The 23,004-nt window shown below is 71.7% G+C and carries 24 protein-coding genes, 1 pseudogene and 1 riboswitch; of the genes and pseudogenes, 10 read left to right on the plus strand and 15 right to left on the minus strand.

Annotated features, from left to right (window positions below):
- A partial coding sequence (locus tag ACIRFH_RS21050; protein WP_403522822.1) for an alpha/beta fold hydrolase occupies positions 1-324 on the plus strand: 324 nt, incomplete at its 5' end.
- Between the two features lie 341 nt (positions 325-665).
- On the opposite strand, the gene ACIRFH_RS21055 is transcribed toward ACIRFH_RS21050, so the two are convergent.
- The 3 genes from ACIRFH_RS21055 to ACIRFH_RS21065 all read right to left on the minus strand — a co-directional run bounded on the left by ACIRFH_RS21055 (position 666) and on the right by ACIRFH_RS21065 (position 2,299).
- Positions 666-851, minus strand: coding sequence for a DUF1737 domain-containing protein (locus ACIRFH_RS21055; protein ID WP_403522825.1), 186 nt, complete (start codon positions 849-851; stop codon positions 666-668).
- Positions 852-1,254: 403 nt separating this feature from the next.
- Positions 1,255-1,632: a nuclear transport factor 2 family protein gene (locus ACIRFH_RS21060; RefSeq protein WP_403522828.1), complete on the minus strand. Its 378-nt coding sequence runs from the start codon at positions 1,630-1,632 to the stop codon at positions 1,255-1,257.
- A gap of 169 nt (positions 1,633-1,801) precedes the next feature.
- Positions 1,802-2,299 (minus strand): hypothetical protein, encoded by a 498-nt coding sequence (locus tag ACIRFH_RS21065; RefSeq protein ID WP_403522831.1) that lies wholly within the window; start codon positions 2,297-2,299, stop codon positions 1,802-1,804.
- Positions 2,300-2,531: 232 nt separating this feature from the next.
- Here ACIRFH_RS21065 and ACIRFH_RS21070 point away from each other — a divergent pair, with 232 nt between their 5' ends.
- A complete protein-coding gene (locus tag ACIRFH_RS21070) occupies positions 2,532-3,470 on the plus strand; it encodes an amidohydrolase family protein (RefSeq protein WP_403522834.1) in 939 nt (312 codons plus the stop codon).
- Positions 3,471-3,615: 145 nt separating this feature from the next.
- A complete protein-coding gene (locus ACIRFH_RS21075; protein WP_403522837.1) occupies positions 3,616-4,494 on the plus strand; it encodes an alpha/beta fold hydrolase in 879 nt (292 codons plus the stop codon).
- A gap of 143 nt (positions 4,495-4,637) precedes the next feature.
- Here ACIRFH_RS21075 and ACIRFH_RS21080 read toward each other — a convergent pair whose 3' ends face one another.
- On the minus strand, positions 4,638-5,456 hold the full coding sequence (locus ACIRFH_RS21080; protein ID WP_403522840.1) for an SAM-dependent methyltransferase: 819 nt from the start codon (positions 5,454-5,456) through the stop codon (positions 4,638-4,640).
- A gap of 793 nt (positions 5,457-6,249) precedes the next feature.
- On the opposite strand from ACIRFH_RS21080, the pseudogene ACIRFH_RS21085 reads away from it, so the two are divergent.
- A pseudogene (locus ACIRFH_RS21085) lies at positions 6,250-6,414 on the plus strand (cytochrome P450); the annotation flags it as partial.
- Between the two features lie 10 nt (positions 6,415-6,424).
- Positions 6,425-7,651, plus strand: a complete 1,227-nt coding sequence (locus ACIRFH_RS21090) for a cytochrome P450 (protein ID WP_403522843.1) — start codon at positions 6,425-6,427, stop codon at positions 7,649-7,651.
- 58 nt (positions 7,652-7,709) lie between these two features.
- On the opposite strand, the gene ACIRFH_RS21095 is transcribed toward ACIRFH_RS21090, so the two are convergent.
- The gene (locus tag ACIRFH_RS21095; protein ID WP_403522846.1) at positions 7,710-8,180 is read right to left on the minus strand and encodes a carboxymuconolactone decarboxylase family protein; all 471 of its coding nucleotides are present in this window, start codon (positions 8,178-8,180) and stop codon (positions 7,710-7,712) included.
- A 244-nt stretch (positions 8,181-8,424) separates the two neighbouring features.
- On the opposite strand from ACIRFH_RS21095, the gene ACIRFH_RS21100 reads away from it, so the two are divergent.
- The gene (locus ACIRFH_RS21100) at positions 8,425-8,727 is read left to right on the plus strand and encodes a hypothetical protein (protein ID WP_403522849.1); all 303 of its coding nucleotides are present in this window, start codon (positions 8,425-8,427) and stop codon (positions 8,725-8,727) included.
- Positions 8,728-8,733: 6 nt separating this feature from the next.
- On the opposite strand, the gene ACIRFH_RS21105 is transcribed toward ACIRFH_RS21100, so the two are convergent.
- The 3 genes from ACIRFH_RS21105 to ACIRFH_RS21115 form a co-directional block, all read right to left on the minus strand.
- Positions 8,734-9,096, minus strand: coding sequence for a VOC family protein (locus ACIRFH_RS21105; protein ID WP_403522852.1), 363 nt, complete (start codon positions 9,094-9,096; stop codon positions 8,734-8,736).
- 48 nt (positions 9,097-9,144) lie between these two features.
- Complete coding sequence (locus ACIRFH_RS21110; protein WP_403522855.1) at positions 9,145-10,665, minus strand: MFS transporter; 1,521 nt, start codon at positions 10,663-10,665, stop codon at positions 9,145-9,147.
- A 129-nt stretch (positions 10,666-10,794) separates the two neighbouring features.
- On the minus strand, positions 10,795-12,168 hold the full coding sequence (locus ACIRFH_RS21115; protein WP_403522858.1) for a DUF445 domain-containing protein: 1,374 nt from the start codon (positions 12,166-12,168) through the stop codon (positions 10,795-10,797).
- A gap of 198 nt (positions 12,169-12,366) precedes the next feature.
- Here ACIRFH_RS21115 and ACIRFH_RS21120 point away from each other — a divergent pair, with 198 nt between their 5' ends.
- Positions 12,367-13,731 carry an SGNH/GDSL hydrolase family protein gene (locus ACIRFH_RS21120; protein ID WP_403522860.1) on the plus strand — a complete coding sequence of 455 codons (1,365 nt, stop codon included), beginning with the start codon at positions 12,367-12,369 and terminating at the stop codon, positions 13,729-13,731.
- Between the two features lie 198 nt (positions 13,732-13,929).
- Here ACIRFH_RS21120 and ACIRFH_RS21125 read toward each other — a convergent pair whose 3' ends face one another.
- The 4 genes from ACIRFH_RS21125 to ACIRFH_RS21140 are packed head-to-tail and all read right to left on the minus strand — an operon-like array spanning position 13,930 to position 17,451.
- Positions 13,930-14,781 carry a DUF1707 domain-containing protein gene (locus ACIRFH_RS21125; protein WP_403522863.1) on the minus strand — a complete coding sequence of 284 codons (852 nt, stop codon included), beginning with the start codon at positions 14,779-14,781 and terminating at the stop codon, positions 13,930-13,932.
- Between the two features lie 33 nt (positions 14,782-14,814).
- Positions 14,815-15,801: an ATP-binding cassette domain-containing protein gene (locus tag ACIRFH_RS21130; RefSeq protein WP_403522866.1), complete on the minus strand. Its 987-nt coding sequence runs from the start codon at positions 15,799-15,801 to the stop codon at positions 14,815-14,817.
- Positions 15,802-15,806: 5 nt separating this feature from the next.
- Positions 15,807-16,652, minus strand: a complete 846-nt coding sequence (locus tag ACIRFH_RS21135; protein ID WP_403522868.1) for an ABC transporter permease — start codon at positions 16,650-16,652, stop codon at positions 15,807-15,809.
- Positions 16,645-17,451 carry an ABC transporter permease gene (locus ACIRFH_RS21140; RefSeq protein WP_403522871.1) on the minus strand — a complete coding sequence of 269 codons (807 nt, stop codon included), beginning with the start codon at positions 17,449-17,451 and terminating at the stop codon, positions 16,645-16,647. The genes ACIRFH_RS21135 and ACIRFH_RS21140 overlap by 8 nt, the downstream gene beginning before the upstream one ends.
- A gap of 234 nt (positions 17,452-17,685) precedes the next feature.
- Here ACIRFH_RS21140 and ACIRFH_RS21145 point away from each other — a divergent pair, with 234 nt between their 5' ends.
- Positions 17,686-20,061 carry a transglycosylase domain-containing protein gene (locus ACIRFH_RS21145; protein ID WP_403522874.1) on the plus strand — a complete coding sequence of 792 codons (2,376 nt, stop codon included), beginning with the start codon at positions 17,686-17,688 and terminating at the stop codon, positions 20,059-20,061.
- Between the two features lie 12 nt (positions 20,062-20,073).
- Here ACIRFH_RS21145 and ACIRFH_RS21150 read toward each other — a convergent pair whose 3' ends face one another.
- The 3 genes from ACIRFH_RS21150 to ACIRFH_RS21160 all read right to left on the minus strand — a co-directional run bounded on the left by ACIRFH_RS21150 (position 20,074) and on the right by ACIRFH_RS21160 (position 21,274).
- Positions 20,074-20,394: a multidrug efflux SMR transporter gene (locus ACIRFH_RS21150; protein ID WP_077801210.1), complete on the minus strand. Its 321-nt coding sequence runs from the start codon at positions 20,392-20,394 to the stop codon at positions 20,074-20,076.
- Positions 20,395-20,426: 32 nt separating this feature from the next.
- Positions 20,427-20,500, minus strand: a riboswitch (guanidine-III (ykkC-III) riboswitch).
- A 63-nt stretch (positions 20,501-20,563) separates the two neighbouring features.
- The gene (locus ACIRFH_RS21155) at positions 20,564-20,866 is read right to left on the minus strand and encodes a co-chaperone GroES (RefSeq protein ID WP_199293027.1); all 303 of its coding nucleotides are present in this window, start codon (positions 20,864-20,866) and stop codon (positions 20,564-20,566) included.
- A 78-nt stretch (positions 20,867-20,944) separates the two neighbouring features.
- Positions 20,945-21,274 carry a DUF3618 domain-containing protein gene (locus ACIRFH_RS21160; RefSeq protein ID WP_403522877.1) on the minus strand — a complete coding sequence of 110 codons (330 nt, stop codon included), beginning with the start codon at positions 21,272-21,274 and terminating at the stop codon, positions 20,945-20,947.
- A 93-nt stretch (positions 21,275-21,367) separates the two neighbouring features.
- Here ACIRFH_RS21160 and bcp point away from each other — a divergent pair, with 93 nt between their 5' ends.
- Positions 21,368-21,835 (plus strand): thioredoxin-dependent thiol peroxidase, encoded by a 468-nt coding sequence (gene bcp, locus ACIRFH_RS21165; RefSeq protein ID WP_403522879.1) that lies wholly within the window; start codon positions 21,368-21,370, stop codon positions 21,833-21,835.
- A gap of 130 nt (positions 21,836-21,965) precedes the next feature.
- Positions 21,966-22,967, plus strand: a complete 1,002-nt coding sequence (locus ACIRFH_RS21170) for an HNH endonuclease (RefSeq protein WP_403522882.1) — start codon at positions 21,966-21,968, stop codon at positions 22,965-22,967.
- Positions 22,968-23,004 lie beyond the last annotated feature (37 nt).

Consider the following 23,004-nt stretch of genomic DNA (forward strand, 5'->3'; position numbering starts at 1 on the left):
GACGAGAACCTCGGCACCCGCATCGGCGAGGAAGCCGTCCGCCACAGCTGGAACGTCGCCGCCGGCGCCTCCTGGTACGCCTCACGGGCCTGCGTCGCCACCTGGACCACCGACTTCCGCGCCGACGTCGCCAAGATCGACGTACCCGCGCTCATCCTCCACGGCACCGCCGACCGGATCCTGCCCATCGAAGCCACCGCCGAGCCCTTCCACCGGGCACTCCCCCACGCCGACTACGTCGTCATCGACGGCGCCCCCCACGGCCTGCTGTGGACCCACGCCCAGGAAGTCACCGACGCCCTGCTCACCTTCCTCGCCAAGTGAGCACCCCGTGCGCCCGCCCGCCGCGTCGCGGCGGGCGGGCGGGCAGGCGCACGGGCGCATAACCGTCCAAGACCGCGTCCGATTTGCGCATCGGAGGCACCTGCGGCAAATCCTGGTGCCTACAACGCCGGCATCGCGGCGGGCGCCGTGCTTGGGGGCCTGATCTGGAGAGGCGTTGCGTTGAGTCTGTCCAAGGCCGGCGAACCTCGCTCAGTCGCGGTGTCGGGAGCGCTGGGTACTGGTATGACGGCTCTCGCGCTGCACCTCGCGTGTGGGCTTGCGGACCGGTTTCCCGTCGACGGCGCTCGACCGTAAGCGCAGCGCCCCCGCCCTCAGGGCCGCTACGGCGACGTCGGCCAGATCAGTGCCTGGGCGACGATGACCCTCTCGCCGTCGAAGGTGACGGCGGGGCCTTCGTGCAGTTCGTAGCCGAGGCCGATCGCCTCGCTCACGCGGTGGCAGAACGTGGCGTCGTCGGGGCCGGTCAGGACCCGGTAGACCGGCAGTCCGTTCGGTGGCGTACTCATGAGGAGAAGGATCTCAGGAGCACCCACCGCCCGGGCAGCCGACCCGGAACACCCGGAACTCGATCGCCCCCAGGAACAAGTCCCGGAGTCGGCGGTGTCACGGCCCTGGACGCGGCCGTCCCGGAGGCCGCTGCGCCGGCCCGCTTCCTGCGCGACCACTACGCTCCCGCCCCGGCCCTCGCGCACTTCACGAGCGAAATGGCCTTTGAGAACGGCGTCACCGAGTACGCGCAGATCCCGCCGGAAGGTGGGCTGGAAGACATCACCGACGCGCTTCGGGCGCACATCGACGAGATGGACGTCCGGTAACCGCTGGTCCGGGCAATCCCTCGACACCGCGTCCCCGCCGATCACCGACCATCACAGCCCTGTTGGAAGGAGAACGGCGCCGAAGAAGGACCGCTCAGGAAGCGGACGGCTCGATCTCCCCCGCGAAGACGATCACTTGGTCGATGAGGCTCCGCCGCAGATGGACGATGTCCGTTCCGGCCAGGCGGGGACCTCCGTCCGGTGTGGTGAAGGCCCACTTGTACCGGGCCCACTCGTCCGGCATGTCCACCGCCGAGCAGCGCACCATCGTGCCGGTCCCCGCCGGGTGGCGCCGGATGTCCAGCACGAACTGCTCGACCGCCTCGATCCCTTCCCTGCGGCCCAACGGCCCCCAGAAGACCACGTCCGAGGTCAGGGCCTGGGAGAGCAGCGCGGGTACATAGCTGTCGTCCGAGGCGTTGAACGCGGAGAGGAACGTGTCGATCGCGGACCGTGCGGTCTCTTCCTGCATACATCAGTAATACCAGCCGCTTCGCGGCACGTGTTCCAGCGGGACGGCGTACCGCTCGGCAGCGTCCGCGGCGCGGGCAGGGTCCGGTGGCCGTGAAGGCGGGCCTCTTTCCTCTCGTCTCCCCTCTCCCTCGAGGCCGAGGCCGGAAGTCCTCCCGCGTTCCGCGACATCAGGTACCGGTGTTCACCTCGCGTCGGCGCCGGCGTCGGTCGCGGCGTCGCTGCGCCCTGCGTGCCCGAGCCCGCTCCAGCCGTTCTTCACGCGAACGACGCTCGCGCTCCTGACGCCTCGTTTCCCGGGCCGAATCGGTGTCGCGACGCGCGATCCACGGGACCAGGGCGCCGGCCGACACGAGGACGGACGCCACGATCCAGTGGCCGGCGGTGGTGCCCATGGCCAGTGTGACCGTCGCCCCCGCGAGCGCCCCGGCCGAGTAGCCCAGCGCCGGGCGCCAGTCCCTGCGGTACGGTCCGGTGATCTTGGCGAGGATTCCGAGCGGCCAGGGCGCGATCAGGAAAGCCGCGAGGTACTTCCCGCCACCGTCCGGAACACCGCAGCCCCCTTTGGGATGGGCCTCGCATCCCGAGGTCACCATTCCCGCCAGGCCCCAGCCGAAGCACAGCACCAGCCCTGCCGTGACAGTGGCCCCCACCCATGTGGCACGCATGTACGGATCGTACGGAAGACCGGCAACCACCGTGTGCGTTTCGGCCGTCCGGGGTGGTCCTCCTCGAACGGCTTCCGGCAGCCCGCCCGGGTGGTTCCCGGCCCGGTCACGCCCGCCGTCCGGGAGCGAACCGCCCCGTCCGCCCCCGTTGCCCCTCCCCCGTGGGTACCCGACGGATATCGGGCTGTCCCCCGCAGCCCCGCTCCCCGTGTCCGAGGAGGTTCGGGCAGACATGTCGGACTCCGCGCGTATCGACGTACACCAGCACCTGGTCCCACCGGCCCTCGGCCGTGCGATGGCCGAGCGCGCCGAGGCCCTGGGCTGGCCCGCTCCCGTGTGGGACGTCCGGAGCGCGATCGCGATGATGGACCGCAGGTCGATCGCCACCGGACTCCTGTCGTTCCCCGCCCCGGTCGGGGCCCCGGGCGATCCCGCCGGGGCCCGCGACGGCGCGCGGAGCGTGAACGAGTACACCGCCGAGGTCGTCAAGGACCGGCCCGACCGGTTCGGTCACTTCGCCGTCCTCCCCCTGCCCGACGTGGACGCCGCGCTCGCCGAGGCCGCCCACTCGCTGGACGAGCTGGACGCCGACGGGCTGACGGTCCTGTCCAACGTGCACGGCCGTTACCTCGGGGATCCGGCGTTCGAGCCGCTCTGGGCCGAGCTGGACGCCCGTGCCGCCGTCGTCCTCGTCCACCCCACCGCGCCGCCGGTAGCGCCGGTCCCCGGACTGCCCGGCCCCCTGGTGGACTTCCCGTACGACACCGTCCGCACGGCCCTCCACCTGGTGCTGAACGGGGTGCCGGGGCGGTGTCCCCGGATCAGGATGATCCTTCCCCACGCCGGTGGCTTCCTGCCGTATGCCGCCCACCGCTTCGCGGTCGCCGCCCGGCTCCGTCCCGGCTCCACCCCCGAGGGCCTGCTGAGCGACCTCCGGCGCTTCTACTTCGACACCGCCCTCTCCGCCGGCCCGGCCGCCCTGCCCTCGCTGCTCGCCTTCGCCGCGCCCGGCCACGTCCTGTACGGCAGTGACTTCCCCATGCTTCCCGAGGAGTGGGCCACCGGTTTCGACAGCGGGCTGGACGAGTACCCGCACTGGGAACCCGGGCAGCTCCACGCCGTCGACCGTGGCAACGCCGAGCTCCTGGTCCCCCGGCTCGCCCGGACCTGACGCCCGGGGCGGTCGCACGGCTCTCCCGTGTCCGCCGTGCCCGGGCCCCGTGTCCGCCGTGCCGCGCGGGGTCGGGACCGGTCGGCGGGCCGGCCGGCGCCGGGAACGCGACCGGCGCCTCTTCACCGTAGGACGGAGACCCGCCATGCGCAGTGACGTGTGCGAGACCGACGGAGCGCGCCTGTACCACGAGGTGCGCGGCGGCGGACCCCCGCTGCTGATGATCAGCGGGGCCGGCGGGGACGCCGGGTACTACTCGGGTGTCGCCGAGGAACTGGCCGACGCCTTCACCGTGGTCACCTACGACCGGCGGGGCAACTCCCGCAGCACCGGCCGGTCCGCCGAACCGATGGACCTCGCCCGGCAGGCGGCCGACGCCCGTCGGCTGATCGAGGTGGTGGCGGGCGGCCGTGCCCTCGTGTTCGGCAACAGCGGAGGCGCGATCATCGGCCTCACGCTGGCCGCGCTGCACCCGCGGGTGCTGACCGGTCTGGTCGCGCACGAGCCGCCCGCCGTGAACGTCCTGCCCGACGGCGACCCCGACCGCGGTTTCTTCGACGACATGGCCGCGCTGTACGCCCGGGGCGGGGCCCCGGCGGCGGGACGCCGGTTCGCCCTGACGACGCGCGGCGAGGGGACGTACCGCTGGCCCGACGACCTCTGGGAGCGGTTCCTGGGGAACCGGGACCATCTGTTCGGCACGGAGTGGCCCGGCTTCGCCGGCTTCCGTCCCGACGAGGCCGCGCTGAGGGCCGCGCCGTTCCCGGTCGTGCTCGGCGCGGGCGCCTGCGACCGGGGCGCGTACTACGCGCGGCCCTCCGTGGAGATCGCCCGCCGGACCGGTGTGCCGTGGGTGGAGTTCCCCGGCGTCCACATGGAGTTCCTGCGCAGGCCGGCGGTCTTCGCGGCGGCCCTGCGGGCGCTGGCGACGCAGATGCTGAGTCGTGGGGGGCGGGTGCCCCCGGAGTGGGCGGGTGCGCGCACCGCGCCCTCGCCGGGTGCCGGGCGGCGTCGGCCCGCGTGAGGAGGGCGCGCGGGCGGTGGTCCGCCGTCCAGAAGGGGGCGTGGGCCTCGCGGCGCGGCTCGGGCAGGAGGGGGCGTGGGCCTCGCGGCGCGGCTCGGGCAGGAGGGGACGGGACCGCCGGCCTGCCGGAGCCGCGCCGTGCCTCACGGCTTGCGGCCGACCCCGCAGTAGGCGTCGACGGGGCCGGCGGCCGGGGCGTCGGGGTCCGGGCGCCAGGCCGGGACCTGGGTGACGCCGGGGGCGACCAGGTCGAGTCCGTCGAAGAAGCCGGCGATCTCCTCGACACTGCGCACGTAGTACGGCGTCGCGCCGCTGGCGTTGTAGGCGTTCGAGGCGGCGATCATGCCCTCGCTCGTGGCGGTGCTGTCGCTGATGACCAGGTGGCTGCCCGACGGGAGGCCGGCCATGAGGCGGCGCACCAGGTCGCGGGCCTGGTCGTAGTCGGCGACGTGACCGAGGGTGTTGAGGATGATCAGGGCGATCGGCCGGGAGAAGTCGAGGGTGCCGGCGGCGGCCTCGAGGACGGTGTCCGGGGCGTACAGGTCGGCGTCCAGGTAGGCGGTCCTGCCCTCGGGGGTGCTGGTGAGCAGGGCGTTGGCGTGGGTCAGCACGATCGGGTCGTTGTCGACGTACACGATCCGGGCGTCGGGGGCCTCGCGCTGGGCCACTTCGTGGGTGTTGTCGGCGGTGGGCAGTCCGGTGCCGATGTCCAGGAACTGCCGGATGCCCTCCTCCCGGATCAGGTGGCGGACGGCGCGGCCCAGGAAGTGCCGGCTGGTGAGCGCCACGTCGACGAGGCCGGGGAAGATCTCCTTGATCTGGTCCCCGATCTCCCGGTCGACCTCGTAGTTGTCCTTGCCGCCGACGAAGTAGTTCCAGAAGCGGGCCGAGTGCGGCGTGGAGGTGTCGATCCGGGCCCGTATCTCCGCGCTGGCGGCGAGCTGGGAGTGGGTGTCTGACACGGCGGATTCTCCTACGGGTCGGCGTAGACGATCAGGACACCAACCTAGTGCCGATGTCGCCCGCGCGGCGCGGAAAAGGGTCAGGTGGCGGGCGGTTGGGGGCACCGGGGTCACGGCGGGGCGGGATTCGCGCGGAAAGGGCGGCGTCATCGCCTTTCCGCGTGGCGTCACCGGGGCCCCGTGGCGTCACCGGGCCCCCGTGGCGTCACCAGGCCCCCGTGGCGTCACCGGGCCTCCGTGGCGTCGCTCGGATCCTCTGCGCGAAAAGCCGGTCACTTCCGACCGGCCTTCCACCAGGACGCCGGAACGGGATCCAACTGCTTTACATATAAAGGAGGTTGGACGTCAACCGCGCATTTTTCGCCTCATTTTCCCGAGGCCGGCGTTCCGTGGTCACCGAGCCGCCACGGCGCGTGACCACAAGCGGTATGGTCCCTGCCGAACACCCTTGGCGGGCGCGGCGGTTCAGGTCCCGCAGGAACGAACCCGCGCTGCCGCGAGTCCGCTCCGCCGTCGGTCCAGCGATCGTGCAGGCCCGCGCTCGTCCCCTGGAGATCCATGTCGTGCACCCTCTCCGTTGTCGACGCCGGCGAGTCCTCGGCTCGTGGGGGCGTGACGGGGGCGCGGTCCCGGGCGGTGCCGCGGGAGGGCGTCGGGGGTCGCCGCGTCCCTTCGCCGCGGGCCGGGAGACGCCGGCTCCTTCCGGCTTGTCGAGGCCCCCGGCCGCCGTCGGGCGGATCCGGCGCACCCCCGACGGCCATGGCACCGGCCCGTCGGCCCGGCCCCCGGCCGCACCCGCTCGCACGCCCACCTCATCGCGGAGACCGCGGTCGTCCATCTCCTGGACGCGCTGCCGCAGACGGACCGCGCCGTGCCCGTCGCCGAACTCACCTGGCGTCCCGGCCCGTTCCACCGTGCCCTGGAATTCCTGCCCGTCACCTTTCCCACCGCTGCCTGAGGAGCCCGCCATGACCGACCCGCAGTCCCCCCTCGTCCTCGACCCCGCCGGCGCCGACCACCACGCCGAGCACCGTGCCCTGCACGCCCGCGGTCCGGCCACCCGGGTGGACGTGCTCGGCGTGGAAGCCTGGTCGGTCAGCGACCCCGCCCTGCTCAAACAGCTGCTCACCAGCCCCGACGTCTCCAAGGACGCCCGGGCGCACTGGCCCGCCTACGGACAGGTGGTCGGCACCTGGCCGCTCGCCCTGTGGGTGGCGGTGGAGAACATGTTCACCGCGTACGGCGCCGATCACCGCAAGCTGCGCCGCCTGGTGGCGCCCGCGTTCAGCTCCCGCCGCATAGCCCACCTGAGGTCGGCCGTCGAGGGCATGGTGGCCGGCATCGTCGACCGCCTCGCGGAGCTTCCCGCGGGCGAGCCGGTCGATCTGCGCCAGGAGCTGGCCTACCCGCTGCCCATCGCGGTGATCGGCCACCTCATGGGCGTGCCCGAGAGCCGGCGGGACACCTTCCGCGCCCTGGTGGACGGTGTCTTCGACACCACGCTGAGCCAGGGCGAGGCGCAGGCCAACACAGCCCGGCTGTACGAGACCCTGGACCGGCTCATCGCCGACAAGCGCAGCGCCCCCGGCGACGACATGACGTCCCTGCTCATCGCCGCGCGGGACGACGAGAGCGACGGCGCCGGCCTCTCGTCCGAGGAGCTGCGCGACACCCTGCTGCTGATGATCAGCGCCGGCTACGAGACCACCGTCAACGTCATCGACCAGGCCGTCCACACCCTGCTGACCCGCCCCGACCAGCTCGAACTGGTCCGCAAGGGGTCCGTCACCTGGGACGACGTCGTCGAGGAGACGCTGCGTCACGAACCGGCGGTCAAGCACCTGCCGCTCCGGTTCGCCGTCACGGACATCCCCCTGCCCGACGGGCGGACCATCGCCCGCGGTGACGCGATCCTCGCCTCCTACGCCGCCGCCAACCGGCACCCCGACTGGCACGAGAACGCCGACACGTTCGACGCCACCCGCACGGTCAAGGACCATCTGGCGTTCGGGCACGGCGTCCACTTCTGCCTCGGCGCGCCCCTCGCCCGCATGGAGGTCGCCCTCGCCCTCCAGAGCCTCTTCGACCGCTTCCCCGACATCCGCCTCGCCGAGCCCTCGGCCGGGCTGCCGCCGGTGCCCTCCCTGATCAGCAACGGCCACCAGCGGCTCCCGGTCCTGCTGCACGCCGCCTGAACCGCGGGACGGCCCGCCCCTGTCCGCCGGGACGGGCCGTCCGGTGCCCCAGGGGGCGTCAGCCGAACATGCCCGGCTCGTAGTCGCCCGCCGGCTGCCGGGTGATGACGTTCACCCGGTTGTACAGGTTGATCACGGCGATCAGTCCGACCAGCGCCGCCAGCTGGTCCTCGTCGTAGTGCTTCGCCGCGTTCGCCCAGGCCTCGTCGCTGACGCCGCCGCCGTCGGCGATGCGGGTGCCCTGCTCGGTCAGCTCCAGGGCGGCGCGTTCGGCGTCGGTGAAGACCGTGGCCTCCCGCCAGGCGGCGACCAGGTTGAGGCGCAGCGAGGTCTCCCCCGCCTTCGCGGCGTCCTTGGTGTGCATGTCGAGGCAGAAGCCGCAGCCGTTGATCTGGCTGGCGCGGATCTTCACCAGCTCCTGGGTGGCGGCCGGCAGCGTCGAGTCCGTCAGGACCTTGCCCGCCGAGTTGATGTGCCGGATGAGCTTGCCCGCGACCTGGTTGCCGAAGATGTTGAGGCGCGCGTCCATGGTGGGTCCTCCGTCGTGGTTCGTCGGCCGTCGGCCGTCGCCGTATCGCGTTACACCCCTACGACGGATCGCGGGCGCGCGGTGTGACAGGCCGGCCGCCGACATGAAGGTGACCTGCGTCACAGTACGCGCCGGTGCTGTCGGCCGCCCGCCCCGGCGCGTGCGCCGTGACCGGCGAGGATTAGCCTCGGTCGCAGGAACCGGCGGGAAGCAGCCGGAAAGACGCAGGCAGCAGGAGGCACTCATGGCGAAGGTTCCCAGCGCGGTGGTCGCGGCGGGCGGTCTCGTCGGCGGGTACGGCGTGGCCCGCTGGACGAAGAAGCGGCAGCTCGGCGGAGTCGTGCTCGCCGCCGCCGGGGCCGCCGCCGCGCAGCAGTGGCGCGAGCGGGCCGGCGGGAAGGCCGCCGGGGCGCTGACGGCCGCGTACGTCGCCGGTTTCGCCGGGTCCCACCCGCTGGCCAGGAAGGTCGGCGCCTGGCCCGCCGTGTTCGGCGTCGCCGGCGCCGTCGCGCTGGCCTCCTGGGCGGTCGCCGACCGGCGGGCCTGACCAGCCCTACCGGGAGCGGTGCGTCAGCACGTTCACCACGCGCCCGCCGGGGTCCCGTACGAAGAAGCGCCGTACGCCCCACTCCTCGTCGCGCAGCTCCCGTACGATCTCCGCGCCCGACGCGACGACCTGGGCGTGGACCGCGTCGACGTCCTCGACCTCCACGCTCAGGTCGGGGACGACCGGCCCGGTGCGCTCCTCGGTGAAGAAGCTGATCTGGGCGGCGGGGACCGACGGCGAGGCCAGGGTCGTCACCCAGCCCATGTCCATGACCTCCTCGAAGCCCAGCAGGCCGTAGAAGTCACGGCTCGTGGCCAGTTCCTCCTCGGATCCGGCGTGGATGTTGGGGACGATCCTGCGGACGGTCATCGGGGCTCCTCGCGGTGGTCCGGGCAGGGAGACGTGCCGGCCAGGACTCTACGCCGCCGCCGTGCCCGCGCCCGGCGCCTGCTTCGTTCCCGTCCCCGCCCCGGCGGCCGACAGCGGCTCCGCGATGTCCTCCAGGGAACGGCGTTCCGCCTTCACCGCGAGGAACGCCGCCACCAGGCCGGCCGCGCACATCAGCCCGGCGCCGATCTGGAAGGCGAACACCGTGTCGCCGACCACGCCGGACTCCGTGAGGTCGGCGAAGAGCAGCGGGCCGCTGATACCGCCGGCGGCGGTGCCCAGGGCGTAGAAGAAGGCGATGGCCATCGCCCGGGTCTCCATCGGGAAGATCTCGGAGACGGTCAGGTACGCGCTCGAGGCGCCCGCGGAGGCGAAGAACAGCACCACGCACCAGCAGGCCGTCATCGTGTTCGCCGTCAGCGAGCCCCGGTCGAAGAGCCACGCCGTGACGAACAGCAGGACACCCGACAGCAGGTACGTGCCCGAGATCATGATCCGGCGGCCGACCGTGTCGAAGAGCTTGCCGAGCAGCAACGGGCCGAGGAAGTTGCCGGCGGCGATGACGGCGAAGTAGTAGCCGGTGTGGCCGGTCGGCACGTCGAAGAAGGTGATGAGGATGGTGCCGAAGCCGAAGGTGATGGCGTTGTAGAGGAACGCCTGGCCGATGAAGAGGGACAGGCCGAGGACCGCGCGGCGCGGGTACTTGCCGAAGACGGTCCTGGCGATCAGGCCGAAGCCGATGCTCTTGCGCTGGTGGATGGTGATCTCACCGGCCGGCCGCGGCAGCGGCTCCCCCTTCTCCCGCTCGATCTCCCGTTCGACGGTGGAGACGAGTTTCTCGGCGTCGTCGCCGTAGCCGTGGATGAACTGCCAGCGCGGGCTCTCCGGGACGTGCCGGCGCACCAGCAGGATGACCAGGCCGAGGACCACACCGAGGGCGAAGCTGAGCCGCCAGCCGAGGTCCTTCGGGAAGATGTCGGTGTCCAGCATGACGATGGACAGCAGGGAGCCGCCGATGGCGCCCAGCCAGTAGCTGCCGTTGATGATGAGGTCGACCCGGCCCCGGTACTGGGACGGGATCAGCTCGTCGATCGCCGAGTTGATGGCCGCGTACTCGCCTCCGATGCCGAAACCGGTGAGGAACCGGAACAGGAAGAACCACCAGGACTCGAAGGACACCGCCGTCAGCGCGGTCGCCACCAGGTACACGACCAGCGTCACCATGAACAGCTTCTTGCGGCCGTGCCGGTCGGTCAGCCAGCCGAAGAACAGGGCGCCCGAGCAGGCGCCGGCCACATAGAGGGCGGCGGCCAGGCCGGTGATCTGGGCGGAGCTGATGTCCAGGCCGCTGCCGTCCTCGGCGATCCGGCCGGCCACGTTGCCGACGATCGTGACCTCCAGGCCGTCCAGGATCCAGACGGTGCCCAGGCCGATCACGATCATCCAGTGCCACCGGGACCAGGGCAGCCGGTCCAGGCGGGCGGGAACCGCGGTGGTGACGGTTCCCGTGGAGGCGGGTACGGAGTCCGGCGACGACGCTTGCGCTGACATGGCTCCCTCTCCGGTGAGGACCGATGGGCGAACGACGCCCGGGCCTCGGCGCCGTACGACGCCGCCGGACCGGGCGGTCGCCACCCGTGTGCCCGCAACCGGGGCCGGCAAGCCCGGCCGGTCGGGGGCCTACGCCCCCAGCATGCGGGAGACCGTGTAGATCAGCAGCCCGGCCAGCGAGCCGACCACCGTGCCGTTGATCCGGATGAACTGCAGGTCCCGGCCGATGTGCGCCTCGATCTTCCTCGTGGTGTGCTCGGCGTCCCAGCCCGCCACCGTATCGGTGATCAGCGACGTGATCTCCCGCCGGTAGGTGGTCACGACGTACACCGCGGCGCCCTCCACCCACGAGTCGACCTTGCCCTGCAGCTTCGCGTCCGAGGCCATCCGGGCGCCCAGCGACAGCAGCGACGCCCGCACCCGCAGCCGCAGCTCGCTGCGCTCGTCCTCCGCCGCCGAGACGATCATGGACCGTACGGCGGTCCAGGCCGACGCGATCAGGTCCTGCACCTCCCCGCGGCCCAGCACCTCCGTCTTCAGCCGCTCCACGCGCGCCCGGGTCTCGGTGTCGGACTGCAGGTCGGAGGCGAAGTCGGCGAGGAAGCGGTCGAGGGCGCCGCGCGCGGGGTGGGCGGGCATGTCGCGCATCTCGGTGACGAAGCGCAGCAGCTCCTTGTAGACGCGCTCGCCGACCTTCCGGTCCACGAACCGGGGCGTCCATCCGGGTGCCCCGCCCTGCACGGCGTCCATCACGTTGTCGCCGTGCAGCACCAGCCAGTCGTGGGCGCGGGAGACGACCAGGTCGACGACGCGCCGGTGCCCGCCGTCGGCGACGACCCGGTCCAGCATCTTGCCGATGCCCGGGGCGATCTCCTGCGCGTCGGCCCGCCGGGTGATGGCCTCGCCGACCACCGCCTGCACGTCGGAGTCCCGCAGCACGGTCAGGGCGCCGCGCAGGGCGGCGGACAGCTCGGCCGTCACCCGGTCGGCGTGCTCGGGCACCGCCAGCCAGGCACCGAGCCGGCTGCCGATGCCGACGGCGCGCAGCCGCCCGCGCACGACGTCCTCGGAGAGGAAGTTCTCGCCGACGAACTCGCCCAGCGAGACGCCCAGCTGGTCCTTCTTCTTCGGAATGATCGCGGTGTGCGGGATGGGCAGCCCGAGGGGGTGGCGGAAGAGGGCGGTGACCGCGAACCAGTCGGCGAGCGCGCCGACCATGCCGGCCTCGGCGGCGGCGGACACATAGCCCGCCCAGGCGCCCGCGCCCCGGTGGGAGGCCCACTCGGCCAGGACGTAGACCACGGCCACGAACAGCAGCAGACCGGTGGCGGTGAGCTTCATCCGGCGCACCCCGCGCCGCTTCTCCTCGTCGGCCGGGCTGAACGCCGTCATCGCCCGGTCGCGGACGGCGCCGGCGGGGGCGAAGGACGCGCTCCCACCCGCATCGGCGTCCTGCCCGTCACCCGCGGGACCTTCCGGACGTTCTGTCTTCGTGCGTGCCATCCGCTCCACCGTTCGACGATCCGTCCCGAACCCATTGTCCCTTCCTGACCGACTCCCGGAACGGGACACGAGTTCCCGGCGTCTGACGGAACGGGGAGAAGCCGGGGGTCACATGGTCTCCCCTCCGGCCCATGCCGCATCATGGGCCCGTCGGACCGGAGCCCCAGAGCTCCCCTCGACCGAGGAGAACAACGCAGCATGACCCGGGGTCATGACAGGGGCGTGGGGGCGCCCCCCAGCAAGCGACATGCCCTGACGGCCGCGATCGTCGCCCTGATGGTGGCGGTCTCCGCCGCCCTGTACGCCACCGTGGCCTCCGGCGACGGCACCCGCGACCGCACACCGTCCGCCGTCGGCCGGCTCCCGCACAACGACGCCGCGCCCGCCTCCACCGGCACCTGGGTCGGCGCCTGGTCCACCTCGCCGGTCGGCCCGGAACCGGGCACCTCGACGCGGGGCATGGCCGGCCGCTCGGTGCGCAACGTCGTGCGCGCCGCCGTCGGCGGCACCGCCGCCCGCATCACCCTGTCCAACCTGTACGGCCGAACGCCGCTGACCGTCACCCACGCGTCCATCGCCCTGGCCGCCGACGACGACAGCGCCGCCGCGGTCGCCCACAGCATGCGCCGGCTCACCTTCGGCGGCAGCCCCCGGGTCGTCGTCCCGGCGGGCGGACAGGTGATGAGCGACGCCGTCCGCATCGCCGTCCCCCACGGCGGCGACGTCCTGATCACCACCTACTCCCCCGTGCCCTCCGGCCCCGTCACCCACCACCCGCAGGCACGGCGGACCAGCTACGCCGCCGAGGGCGACCGCACCGAGGACGTCACCGGCGCCGCGTACACGGACAGGACCCCGTACTGGCGCTACGTGACCGCGCTGGACGTGCTCAGCCACGAAGCCGTGGGCACCGTCGTCGCCGTCGGCGACTCGATCACCGACGGCTCCCACTCCACCATGGACGCCGACCACCGCTGGACCGACTTCCTCGCCGAACGGCTGCGCACGGCGGCCGGGGCCGGGCAGGACGTGCCCCGCTACAGCGTCGTCAACCAGGGCATCAGCGGCAACCGGCTGCTCACCAGCGGCACCGGCACGCCCCCCGCCAACCCCAGCACGCTCTCCCGGTTCCCCCGGGACGTCCTGGGCCGCACCAACGCCAAGGCGGTCGTCGTCGCCATCGGCGTCAACGACATCCTGCACAGCCCGGAACCCACCGACCGGGACTCGGTCCTCGCGGGTCTGCGCACCCTGGTCGCCATGGCCCACGCCCGCGGGCTCAAGACCGTCGGCGCGACCGTGACGCCGTTCGGCGGGTACGGCGGCTACACCGACGCCCGCGAGACCATGCGGCAGGAGATCAACGCGGAGATCCGCGCGGGGCGGGTCTTCGACGCGGTCGTCGACTTCGACGCGGCACTGCGCGACCCCTACGACCCGCGGCGCCTGCGCGCACAGTACGACTGCGGCGACCACCTGCACCCCAACGACAGGGGCTACGCCCGCATGGCCGCGGAACTCGACCTGAACGACCTGAGGCCCACGGTGCCGGCAACGCTGTAAACCACCCCGCCCCGCCGCTGCCGCTGCGGGCAGTCGTGCCTCCCCCAGTGCCTGGACGGCCGGGGAGGCACCCCCAGGGGCGATGAGGTCCCCCCTCCGGGGGAGGCACCCCGCAACGCCGGGCAGCGAAACCCACCCCCGGCCGCCACCGACACGCCGCACGACCACGGACTCACGGCACCGCACCGGCTCCCGCGCTCAGTCCACGTCCCATCCCCGCTCCCGGTCCTCGCGCCGCCGCTCCCGCCGCTCCCGCCGCTCCTCGTGAAGCTCCTCGCGGTGCTGCCGCATCAGCCCCCGGTGCCCGTCCAGCATCTTGCGGTGCGCCCCCTCCACCTCCTCCCGGAACGACGCGTGCAGCTCCCGCCGCGCGGCCTTCCGCTCCAGCTTCTCCCGCCGCCGCTCCTCCTTCAGCCGCAGCCGCTCCGCCCGCGTCACCTTGCGCTCCACGCCGACCCCGCCCCAGAAGGCGAACCCCGTGACGACCACCCTCGGCGCCCCCGGCTCCGCGGAGACGCCCTCCTCGCGGTGGTCGAACCCGCCCATGATCCCGACGCCGCGCACGATCACCTCGACCCCGGGCGGCACGACCACGTTCACGCCCCCCATGATCGCGACGCAGTTGATCACGACCTCGCGGTCCGCGAAGTTCGCCTCCCGCAGGTCGATCTCGCCGCCACCCCAGAACGCGAAGGAGTTGAACCGCTTCGGCACCGTCCAGCGCCCCTTGCGCTGGAACCCGGACATCACGGCGACCGCCCACGCCGACGACCCCTCACCGCCGGTGATCCGCCCCGCCCAGCCCCCGCTGCCCGCGGGCTCCTTGGTCATCGACACCCGGGGCGCCGGCGCCACGACGCCCTCACCGGCCGGCAGGTCCCGCGTGATCGGAGCCAGCTCCCCGTACGTCCGCGCACGGTAGACGGCATCCAGCCGCTCCTCGAACTCGCCCATGTCCAGGCGGCCTTCGGCGAGGGCGTCCCGCAGGACCTCGGCGACTCGTTCACGGTCGGCGTCGGAAGCACGGAGTTCCGGGGCGTCGTCGGTCATGCACAGCAGCCTACGAGTTCGACCGGCCGGGCACTACGCGCTCGCCCGTTCCGCATAGATCTTGGCGATCACCGCCTCGATGTCCGGCTCCCGCACCGAGAGGTCCACCAGCGGGTACCGGGCCGCGACGTCCGCCACCAGTTCCGCGGCCGACGCCGACGCGGGGAACGCCAGCCACTGCCGGGGCCCCTCCACCCGCACCACCCGCGCGGGCGCCGGCACCTCGATCGGCGGCACCTCCCGCTCCAGGTCCACCACCAGCGTCCGCTCGCTCTCCCCCGCCTCGTGCAGCCCGGCCAGCGGACCGTCGTACATCAGCCGCCCGTGGTCGATGACCATCACCCGGGAACACAACTGCTCGATGTCCTGCAGATCGTGCGTGGTCAGCAGCACCGTCGTACCGCGCTCCGCGTTCAGCTCCCGCAGGAACCCCCGCACCTTGGCCTTCGACACCACGTCCAGACCGATCGTCGGCTCGTCCAGGTACAGCACGTCCGGATCGTGCAGCAGCGCCGCCGCGATGTCACCGCGCATCCGCTGCCCCAGCGACAACTGCCGCACCGGCACCTCCAGCAGGGACCCGAGCTGGAGGAGCTCCACACAACGCTCCAGATTGGCCCGGTACCGCGCGTCCGGGATCCGGTACATGCGGTGCACCAGCCGGTAGGAGTCGATCAGCGGCAGATCCCACCACAACGTCGTCCGCTGCCCGAACACCACCCCGATGCGGTGCGCCAGCCGCGTCCGCTCCCGCGACGGGTCGATGCCCGCCACCCGCAGCCGCCCGCCGCTCGGCGTCAGGATGCCGGTGAGCATCTTGATCGTCGTCGACTTCCCGGCACCGTTCGGCCCGATGTAACCGACCATCTCGCCCCGCGCCACGGTGAACGACAGCCCGTCCACCGCCCGCACCCGCCGCCGCTCCCGCTTCAGGAACCCGGTCCTCTTCCGCACGTCGAAGACCTTCTCGACACCCTCCAGCTCGATGAAGCCCGCCCCGGGCCCCTCCACCGTGTCCATCAGCGCTAACTCCCTGTACTCCGGTACGAACGAAGCCCCGCCCGCCACGCCAGCCCCGCCAGTCCGCAGCACGCAGCCGCCACCAGCGGCGGCGTGAACGCCACCCACCCGGGCAGCCCCAGCGGATACGGCCGCTCCAGCACATAACTCGCCGGCAGCCAGTTGACGAACGCCAGCGGCACCACGAACGTCACCCCCCGCACCAGCTCCCGCGCGAACACCGTCGGCGGATACTGCAGCATCGTCGTACCGCCGTACGTGAAGGCGTTCGCCACCTCCGAGGCGTCCTGCGCCACGAACTGGAACGCCGCCGCCGCCACGAACACCGCACAGAAGATCCCCGCCCCGCCGAGCAGCATCACCGGCATCAGCGACAGCTTCGCCGCCGACCAGTCGACGTCCAGCACCACCAGCGCATAGCCCAGCACCAGCGCCCCCTGCGTCACCCGGCCCAGCCGGCGCAGCGCGAACCGGTCCGCGGCCACCTGCGCCAGCACCGGCACCGGACGCACCAGCAGCGTGTCCAGCGTCCCGTCCCGCACCCGCTGCCCCAGCCGCTCCATCGAACCGATCGCCAGGTCGGCCAGCCCGAAGGACACCGCGGACAGCCCGTACAGGAACGCCACCTCCCCCAGCCCGTACCCGCCGAGCGCGTCCACGCGGGAGAACATGAGCAGGATCGCCACGAAATCCAGCGCGGTCATCGCGAAGTTCCCGAACACCGTCAGCGCGAACGAGGCGCGGTACGCCATCGTCGACCGGACCCACATCCCCGCGATCAGCCCGTACGCCCGCACCCCCTCCGCGACCCCGCCGCCCCTCCACCCGGCCCCCCGGACCGTCTCAGCCACCCTGCACCACCACCCGCCGCGTCGCCGCCGCCTGCACCAGCCGCCCCACCGCCAGCAACGCCACCGCCCACCCCGCCTGGAAGGCGAAGGTCCCCAGGGGGTCCGCCTCCCCCAGCAGCACATCCGCCGGCGCCTGCAGCAACGACGACCACGGCAGCACCCGGACCACCTCGCCCAGCACCCCCGGGAACACGTTCAACGGCAGCAGCATCCCCGAGCAGAAAACCCCCGCGAGCAACGCCATCTGCGCCACCCCCGTACCGTCCAACAGCCAGAACGCCGACAGCGCCACCAGAAAACGCAGCGCGAAACTCACCACCGCCGCCAGCACCACCGCCACCGCGAACGCCGCCCACGCCGACACCTCCCGCGGCAGCGCCACCGGGAAGAACAGCGCCCCGAACGCGAACGGCACCACCCCGCGCCCCAGCAACTGGAACAGCGTCCGCCCCGCGTCCGCCGCCAGCCACCACAGCTGCAGATCGGCCGGCCGGTACAGATCGACGGCGACGTCACCCGTACGGATGCGTTCCATCAGCTCATCCGCGAAGCCGCCGCCACCGATCGCCAACGCCGCCAACAGGGCCTGCCCCAGCCACACGAACGTGACCGCCTGCGCCTGGTCATAGCCCCCCAGCCGCGGTCTCTCGTCCCACAGGGCCAGATAGGTGTACACCAGGATCAGCCCGAAGACCGTGTTGGTGAACACCCCGGCGGCGGTGGCCGCCCGATACGTCGCGTACCGTCGGAATCCCCCCGCCGCGACGGCCGCGTACAACCGCCCCGAACCCACGCCCACAGCCCTTCCCCTCCGCCCGGCGGCAAAGCGCAGGAGCCTAGTACGACGGCGACGGGGCACGCCACGGAATTACCGGGCACCGTCCGGAACCCGCACGACGGCACCCGATTCCACGGGTGCGCCACGAAGCGGGAACGGAACGCCCGGTGCGAGAGTCTTCTCCAGAGGGCGCAGAAGCGTACAAGGCCGTACGAGACCAGACCGTACGACGCGAAACAGGAGTCCGTGCACGAGATGAGCGACGAGCCGCAGCAGCCCGACCAGGGCTCGCAACCGGGAACGGCGACGCCGAAGAAACCGAAGAGGCCCAAGCGGACCGGATGGCGCCGGCTGATCCCCACCTGGCGCATGACACTGAGCGCCTTCGTCGTCGGCGTCCTGCTGCTGATCGGCGGCTTCTTCCTCGGCTACTCACTGGTACAGATCCCGTCGGCCAACGCCCTCGCCACCAAGCAGAGCAACGTCTACCTCTACGCCGACGGCACCGTCCTCGCCCGCGACGGCGAGGTCAACCGCGAGAACGTCAGTCTCTCCCGGATCTCCGAGGACGCCCAGCACGCCGTCCTCGCCGCCGAGGACCGCGACTTCTACACCGAGTCCGCCATCGACCCCAAGGCGATGATCCGCGCCGGCTGGAACACCGCCACCGGCAAGGGCAAGCAGTCCGGCTCCACCATCACCCAGCAGTACGTCAAGAACTACTACCTCGCCCAGGAACAGACCGTCACCCGCAAGGCGAAGGAATTCTTCATCTCGATCAAACTCGACCGGGAGAAGAGCAAGAACGACATCCTCGAGGGCTACCTCAACACCAGCTTCTTCGGCCGCGGCGCCTACGGCATCCAGGCCGCCGCCCAGGCCTACTACGGCATCGACGCCACCAAGCTCACCGCCGCCCAGGGCGCCTACCTCGCCTCCCTGCTCAACGCACCCAGCGAGTACGACGTCGTCGCCCACCCCGAGAACAAGGCCGCCGCCGAAGCCCGCTGGAACTACGTCCTGGACGGCATGGTCAAGATGAAGTGGCTCAGCCGGGCCGACCGCGCCGGACTGACATTCCCCGCGCCCAAGAAGACCACCGTCTCCACCAGCATGTCCGGACAGCGCGGCTACGTCGTCAACATCGTCAAGAACTACCTGATCAGCAACGACATCGTCGACGAGGAAGACCTCGCCCGCGGCGGCTACCGCATCACCACCACCCTCCAGAAGGACAAACAGGACGCCTTCGTCGAAGCCGTCGACGACAAGCTCATGTCCGAACTGGACAAGGACCGCAAGGCCGACACCTACGTCCGCGCCGGCGGCGCCTCCGTCGAACCGAAGACCGGCAAGGTCGTCGCCATGTACAACGGCATCGACTACGTCAAGCAGTACACACCCAACGCCACCCGCCGCGACTTCCAGGTCGGCTCCACCTTCAAACCCTTCGTCTTCACCGCGGCCGTCGAGAACCACTCCGACACCCAGGACGGCCGCATGATCAACCCCAACACGATCTACAACGGCGACAGCGAACGCACCGTCCAGGGCTGGACCGGCACCCGCTACAACCCCGAGAACGAAGACCACCGCGACTACGGCGACATCACCGTCCGCGAAGCCACCGACAAATCCGTCAACGCCGTCTACGCCCAGATGGCCGTCGACGTCGGCCCCGCCAAGGTCAAACAGACCGCGATCGACCTCGGACTGGCCGCCGACACCCCCGAGATGCCGGAAGGCCCCGCCATCGCCCTCGGCACCGCCACCGCCAGCCCCCTCGACATGGCCCAGGCCTACGCCACCCTCGCCAACCACGGCCGGCACACCCCCTACGTCCTCGTCGAGAAGATCACGAAGGAGGGCAAGCACGAGATCGACCTCCCCCAGAGGCGCGAACGCCAGGCCGTCAGCCGCGAAGCCGCCGACACCACCACGTCCGTCCTGCGCAGCGTCGTCCAGAACGGCACCGCCACCGCCGCCCAGGCCGCCGGCCGCCCCGCCGCCGGCAAGACCGGCACCGCCGAGGAGGACACCGCCGCCTGGTTCGCCGGCTACACCCCCGACCTCGCCACCGTCGTCGCCGTCATGGGCCAGGATCCGAAGACCGCCGCCCACAAGTCCCTCTACGGCGTCATGGGCCTCGACCGCATCAACGGCGGCGGAGCACCCGCCGAGATCTGGGCCCAGTACACCCGCAACGCCCTCAAGGGCGAACCGGTCACCGGCTTCGACCTCCAGCTCCAGGCCGGCGCCGACGTCACCGCACCCCCCTCCGCCGACCCCTCCGACGACACCGGCACGGGCGACGAGTCCGACGACGGCACCGGCGACGAGAACGGAACCGACGGCCGGGAGACCGGCCCCGCCACCCCGGGCGGCGGCGGAGGCACCAGCACCGAGCCGGGCCGCACCGGCGGCGACGACAACCCCGCCACCGGCGGCGGCCCCACCACCGGCGGCCCCACCACCGAACCCGGCCCCACCGGCGGCGGAGACGGGGACGGGAACGGGAACGGGGACGGGGACAACGGCGACGACGGCGACGACCCCGGCGGCGCGGACGGCGACGGAACGGGCCCCGGCGGACTCGTCGGCGGCCTCCCCGGCACCCCGCGGGACCACTGACCCCGCACCGGGTCAGTGACCCGAGGTCGCCTTCAGCCCCACCACGGCGACCAGCAGCAGACAGATGAAGAAGATCCGGGCGGCGGTCGCCGGCTCACCCAGCACCACCATGCCGAGCACCGCCGCACCGGCCGCACCGATCCCCACCCACACGCCGTAGGCGGTACCGATGGGCAGCGTCCGGGCCGCGTACGACAGCAACAACATGCTCGCGACGATCCCGGCACCGGTGAACAGACTCGGCCACAGCCGCGTGAAACCCTCGGTGTACTTCATCCCGACCGACCAGCCGACCTCGAGCAGACCGGCGACGACCAGCAGAACCCACGCCATGACAGGCACCTCCGTGGAGCGAACTGAACGGTGGTGCGTCGTCTTTGCCTTCAACCCGGTACGGCGCGTCTCGTCGGGATGCCCCCCACGCTAGCAAAGACAGCCGAAAGGGGCCGGTGACCTCGATCACCAGCCCCTTCGCCACTGCCCCACGGGCAGAACCGCTGCCCTACAGGTACAACCCGGTCGAATCCTCCGACCCCTCGAACCGGTCCGCGGCCACCGCGTGCAGATCCCGCTCGCGCATCAGCACGTACGCGGTACCCCGCACCTCGACCTCCGCCCGGTCCTCCGGATCGAACAGCACCCGGTCACCGGGCTCCACCGTCCGCACGTTCTGCCCCACCGCGACGACCTCGGCCCACGCCAGCCGCCGGCCGACCGCCGCCGTGGCGGGAATCAGGATCCCGCCCCCGGAACGCCGCTCGCCCTCACTGGTGTCCTGCCGCACGAGTACACGGTCGTGCAGCATCCGGATGGGCAGCTTGTCGTCCGGGGAACTGTGCTCGTTTCTGTTGGCGCTCACGCCCTGAAACCTACCTGCCCCGCCTCAGCCCTTACGCCGCCGGGTACCGAGGGCGAGCAGCCCCACCACCCCGACCACGACGAGCGCCACGGGCACCACCCGCTCCATCCGCGGCGAGCCCTCCTCGTCCACGAACTGCGACTTCACATCGCTGACCACACGATTGACCTGGACGTACGCCCGTCCGAGTGTGTGATCGACGCTGGAAGCGACCTTGGCCTTCGCATCGCCCACGATCGTCTTCGGGTGCACCCGCACCCCGATCTCGTCGAGCGTCTCGGCCAGCACCTCGCGGCGGCGCCTGATGTCCGCCTCGATCTGCGCCGGGGTTCTGATGTCCGACGTGTCCGCCACCGTACGGCCTCCGAAGTCTGCTGACGCTGTTGCGGACAGTCTGTCAGCTACTCGTCTCTCTGCACTCCCAGGACCCCCGGTTACGCTGGCCCGATGAGCGAGCGACTCCAGCCGGGGGACCCGGCCCCCGCCTTCACCCTCCCGGACGCCGACGGCAACCAGGTGTCCCTGGCCGACCACAAGGGCCGCAAGGTCATCGTCTACTTCTACCCTGCCGCGCTTACCCCCGGCTGCACGAAGCAGGCCTGCGACTTCACGGACAACCTGGAGCTGCTGGCCGCCGCCGGCTACGACGTGCTCGGCATCTCCCCCGACAAGCCGGAGAAGCTCGCCAGGTTCCGCGAGGCCGAGTCCCTCAAGGTCACCCTCCTCGCCGACCCGGACAAGAAGGTCCTCGACGCCTACGGCGCCTACGGCGAGAAGAAGAACTACGGCAAGACCTACCAGGGCGTCATCCGCTCCACGATCGTCGTGGACGAGGAGGGCAAGGTCGAACACGCCCTGTACAACGTCCGCGCGACGGGCCACGTGGCCAAGATCATCAAGGACCTGGGCATCTGAGAACCCCCGGCGGGGCCCGTACCGACACGATCCGGTACGGGCCCCTCCGCATTCCGCACGTGACCGTCCGATAAACGGTTCGTTACTCCGTACGAGGCCATGAACACGCGGCCGAGGACGGAGGGGCTCAATGGGGACCGGTGCATACGGCAAGGAGCAGCTTGCGGCGGCCGTCGCCGAAGCTCGCAACTGGGCAGACCTGATGCGACGGCTGGGGCTTCGGACAAGCGGAGGTCAACGACGGGTACTCCAGGAGAAAGTCACCGCTCAGGGGCTCGACACGAGTCACTTCGTCAAGCGCAGCCCATGGCATAAGTATCCGGACGCCGCGATCGCAGAGGCCGCCGCTTCCTCGTCCTCGCTCCGCGAAGTGGCACTGAAGCTGGGCGCCACTCCAGCCACCGGGACGCTGTCCCATATTCGCCGCCGGATCTGCGCTGCGGGAATCGACGTCAGCCATTTCCCCGGGCTCAAGCAGCCCGAACCCGACCTGCCGTTCACATCGCAGGAGCTGAGCGCCGCCGCGGCGGGGGCGACGAGCATCCGCGGCGTCGCCCGGGCCCTGGGTGTACCGGACGACAGCCGCTCCCGCGCGACCTTGAAGCGCATGCTGCACACCCAGGGCATCGACACAGGGCACTTCTCCCACCGTCGAGTCGGGATCCCAGAAGACAAGTTGCGGGAGGCGGTGGAACGCTCGACAAGTCATGCCGACGTGATGCGGCGTCTCGGCCTGGACGTCAACGACACCAACCACCGCCGTGTCCGACGAGCGTCAAGTCGGCTCGGTCTCGATACAAGTCACTTCAAACGCAGTTCATGGGCTCGGCCGGAGCGTCCCGCACCCGAGCCCATTGCTCCACGAGTGCTCGTCGTCCTGCCTCCCGGTGCCGGGCGTACGAACAGGAGTCAGCTCCACCGGGCCCTGACGGAGATCGGCGTGCCCTATGCATGCGAAACCTGCGGGAGCACCGGGGAGTGGCTGGGGCAGCGCATCACGTTGCAGATCGATCACGTCAACGGGAACTGGCGGGACAACCGCAGGGAGAACCTGCGGTATCTCTGCCCCAACTGCCACGCCCTGACGGAGACCTGGTGTCGCCGGAAGGGCAGGGCGCCCCTCGCGAGGTGACCCGTTCCCCCCGTACACTGAATGCCGCCGGTCGAGC

Origin of the sequence: Streptomyces sp. NPDC093586, assembly GCF_044764905.1 — a bacterium.
Taxonomy (GTDB): domain Bacteria; phylum Actinomycetota; class Actinomycetes; order Streptomycetales; family Streptomycetaceae; genus Streptomyces.

Bases quoted from the DNA above. Each gene is read 5' to 3' on its own strand.
- ACIRFH_RS21095 (WP_403522846.1), bottom strand. From the start codon at position 8,180: ATGGACGCGCGCCTCAACATCTTCGGCAACCAGGTCGCGGGCAAGCTC.
- ACIRFH_RS21130 (WP_403522866.1), bottom strand. From the start codon at position 15,801: ATGGACACGGTGGAGGGGCCCGGGGCGGGCTTCATCGAGCTGGAGGGT.
- ACIRFH_RS21120 (WP_403522860.1), top strand. From the start codon at position 12,367: ATGACCCGGGGTCATGACAGGGGCGTGGGGGCGCCCCCCAGCAAGCGA.
- ACIRFH_RS21055 (WP_403522825.1), bottom strand. From the start codon at position 851: ATGAGTACGCCACCGAACGGACTGCCGGTCTACCGGGTCCTGACCGGC.
- ACIRFH_RS21105 (WP_403522852.1), bottom strand. From the start codon at position 9,096: ATGACCGTCCGCAGGATCGTCCCCAACATCCACGCCGGATCCGAGGAG.
- ACIRFH_RS21155 (WP_199293027.1), bottom strand. From the start codon at position 20,866: ATGCTGCACGACCGTGTACTCGTGCGGCAGGACACCAGTGAGGGCGAG.
- ACIRFH_RS21125 (WP_403522863.1), bottom strand. From the start codon at position 14,781: ATGACCGACGACGCCCCGGAACTCCGTGCTTCCGACGCCGACCGTGAA.
- ACIRFH_RS21145 (WP_403522874.1), top strand. From the start codon at position 17,686: ATGAGCGACGAGCCGCAGCAGCCCGACCAGGGCTCGCAACCGGGAACG.
- ACIRFH_RS21100 (WP_403522849.1), top strand. From the start codon at position 8,425: ATGGCGAAGGTTCCCAGCGCGGTGGTCGCGGCGGGCGGTCTCGTCGGC.
- ACIRFH_RS21075 (WP_403522837.1), top strand. From the start codon at position 3,616: ATGCGCAGTGACGTGTGCGAGACCGACGGAGCGCGCCTGTACCACGAG.
- ACIRFH_RS21090 (WP_403522843.1), top strand. From the start codon at position 6,425: ATGACCGACCCGCAGTCCCCCCTCGTCCTCGACCCCGCCGGCGCCGAC.
- ACIRFH_RS21065 (WP_403522831.1), bottom strand. From the start codon at position 2,299: ATGCGTGCCACATGGGTGGGGGCCACTGTCACGGCAGGGCTGGTGCTG.
- ACIRFH_RS21150 (WP_077801210.1), bottom strand. From the start codon at position 20,394: ATGGCGTGGGTTCTGCTGGTCGTCGCCGGTCTGCTCGAGGTCGGCTGG.
- ACIRFH_RS21110 (WP_403522855.1), bottom strand. From the start codon at position 10,665: ATGTCAGCGCAAGCGTCGTCGCCGGACTCCGTACCCGCCTCCACGGGA.
- bcp (WP_403522879.1), top strand. From the start codon at position 21,368: ATGAGCGAGCGACTCCAGCCGGGGGACCCGGCCCCCGCCTTCACCCTC.
- ACIRFH_RS21060 (WP_403522828.1), bottom strand. From the start codon at position 1,632: ATGCAGGAAGAGACCGCACGGTCCGCGATCGACACGTTCCTCTCCGCG.
- ACIRFH_RS21170 (WP_403522882.1), top strand. From the start codon at position 21,966: ATGGGGACCGGTGCATACGGCAAGGAGCAGCTTGCGGCGGCCGTCGCC.
- ACIRFH_RS21115 (WP_403522858.1), bottom strand. From the start codon at position 12,168: ATGGCACGCACGAAGACAGAACGTCCGGAAGGTCCCGCGGGTGACGGG.
- ACIRFH_RS21070 (WP_403522834.1), top strand. From the start codon at position 2,532: ATGTCGGACTCCGCGCGTATCGACGTACACCAGCACCTGGTCCCACCG.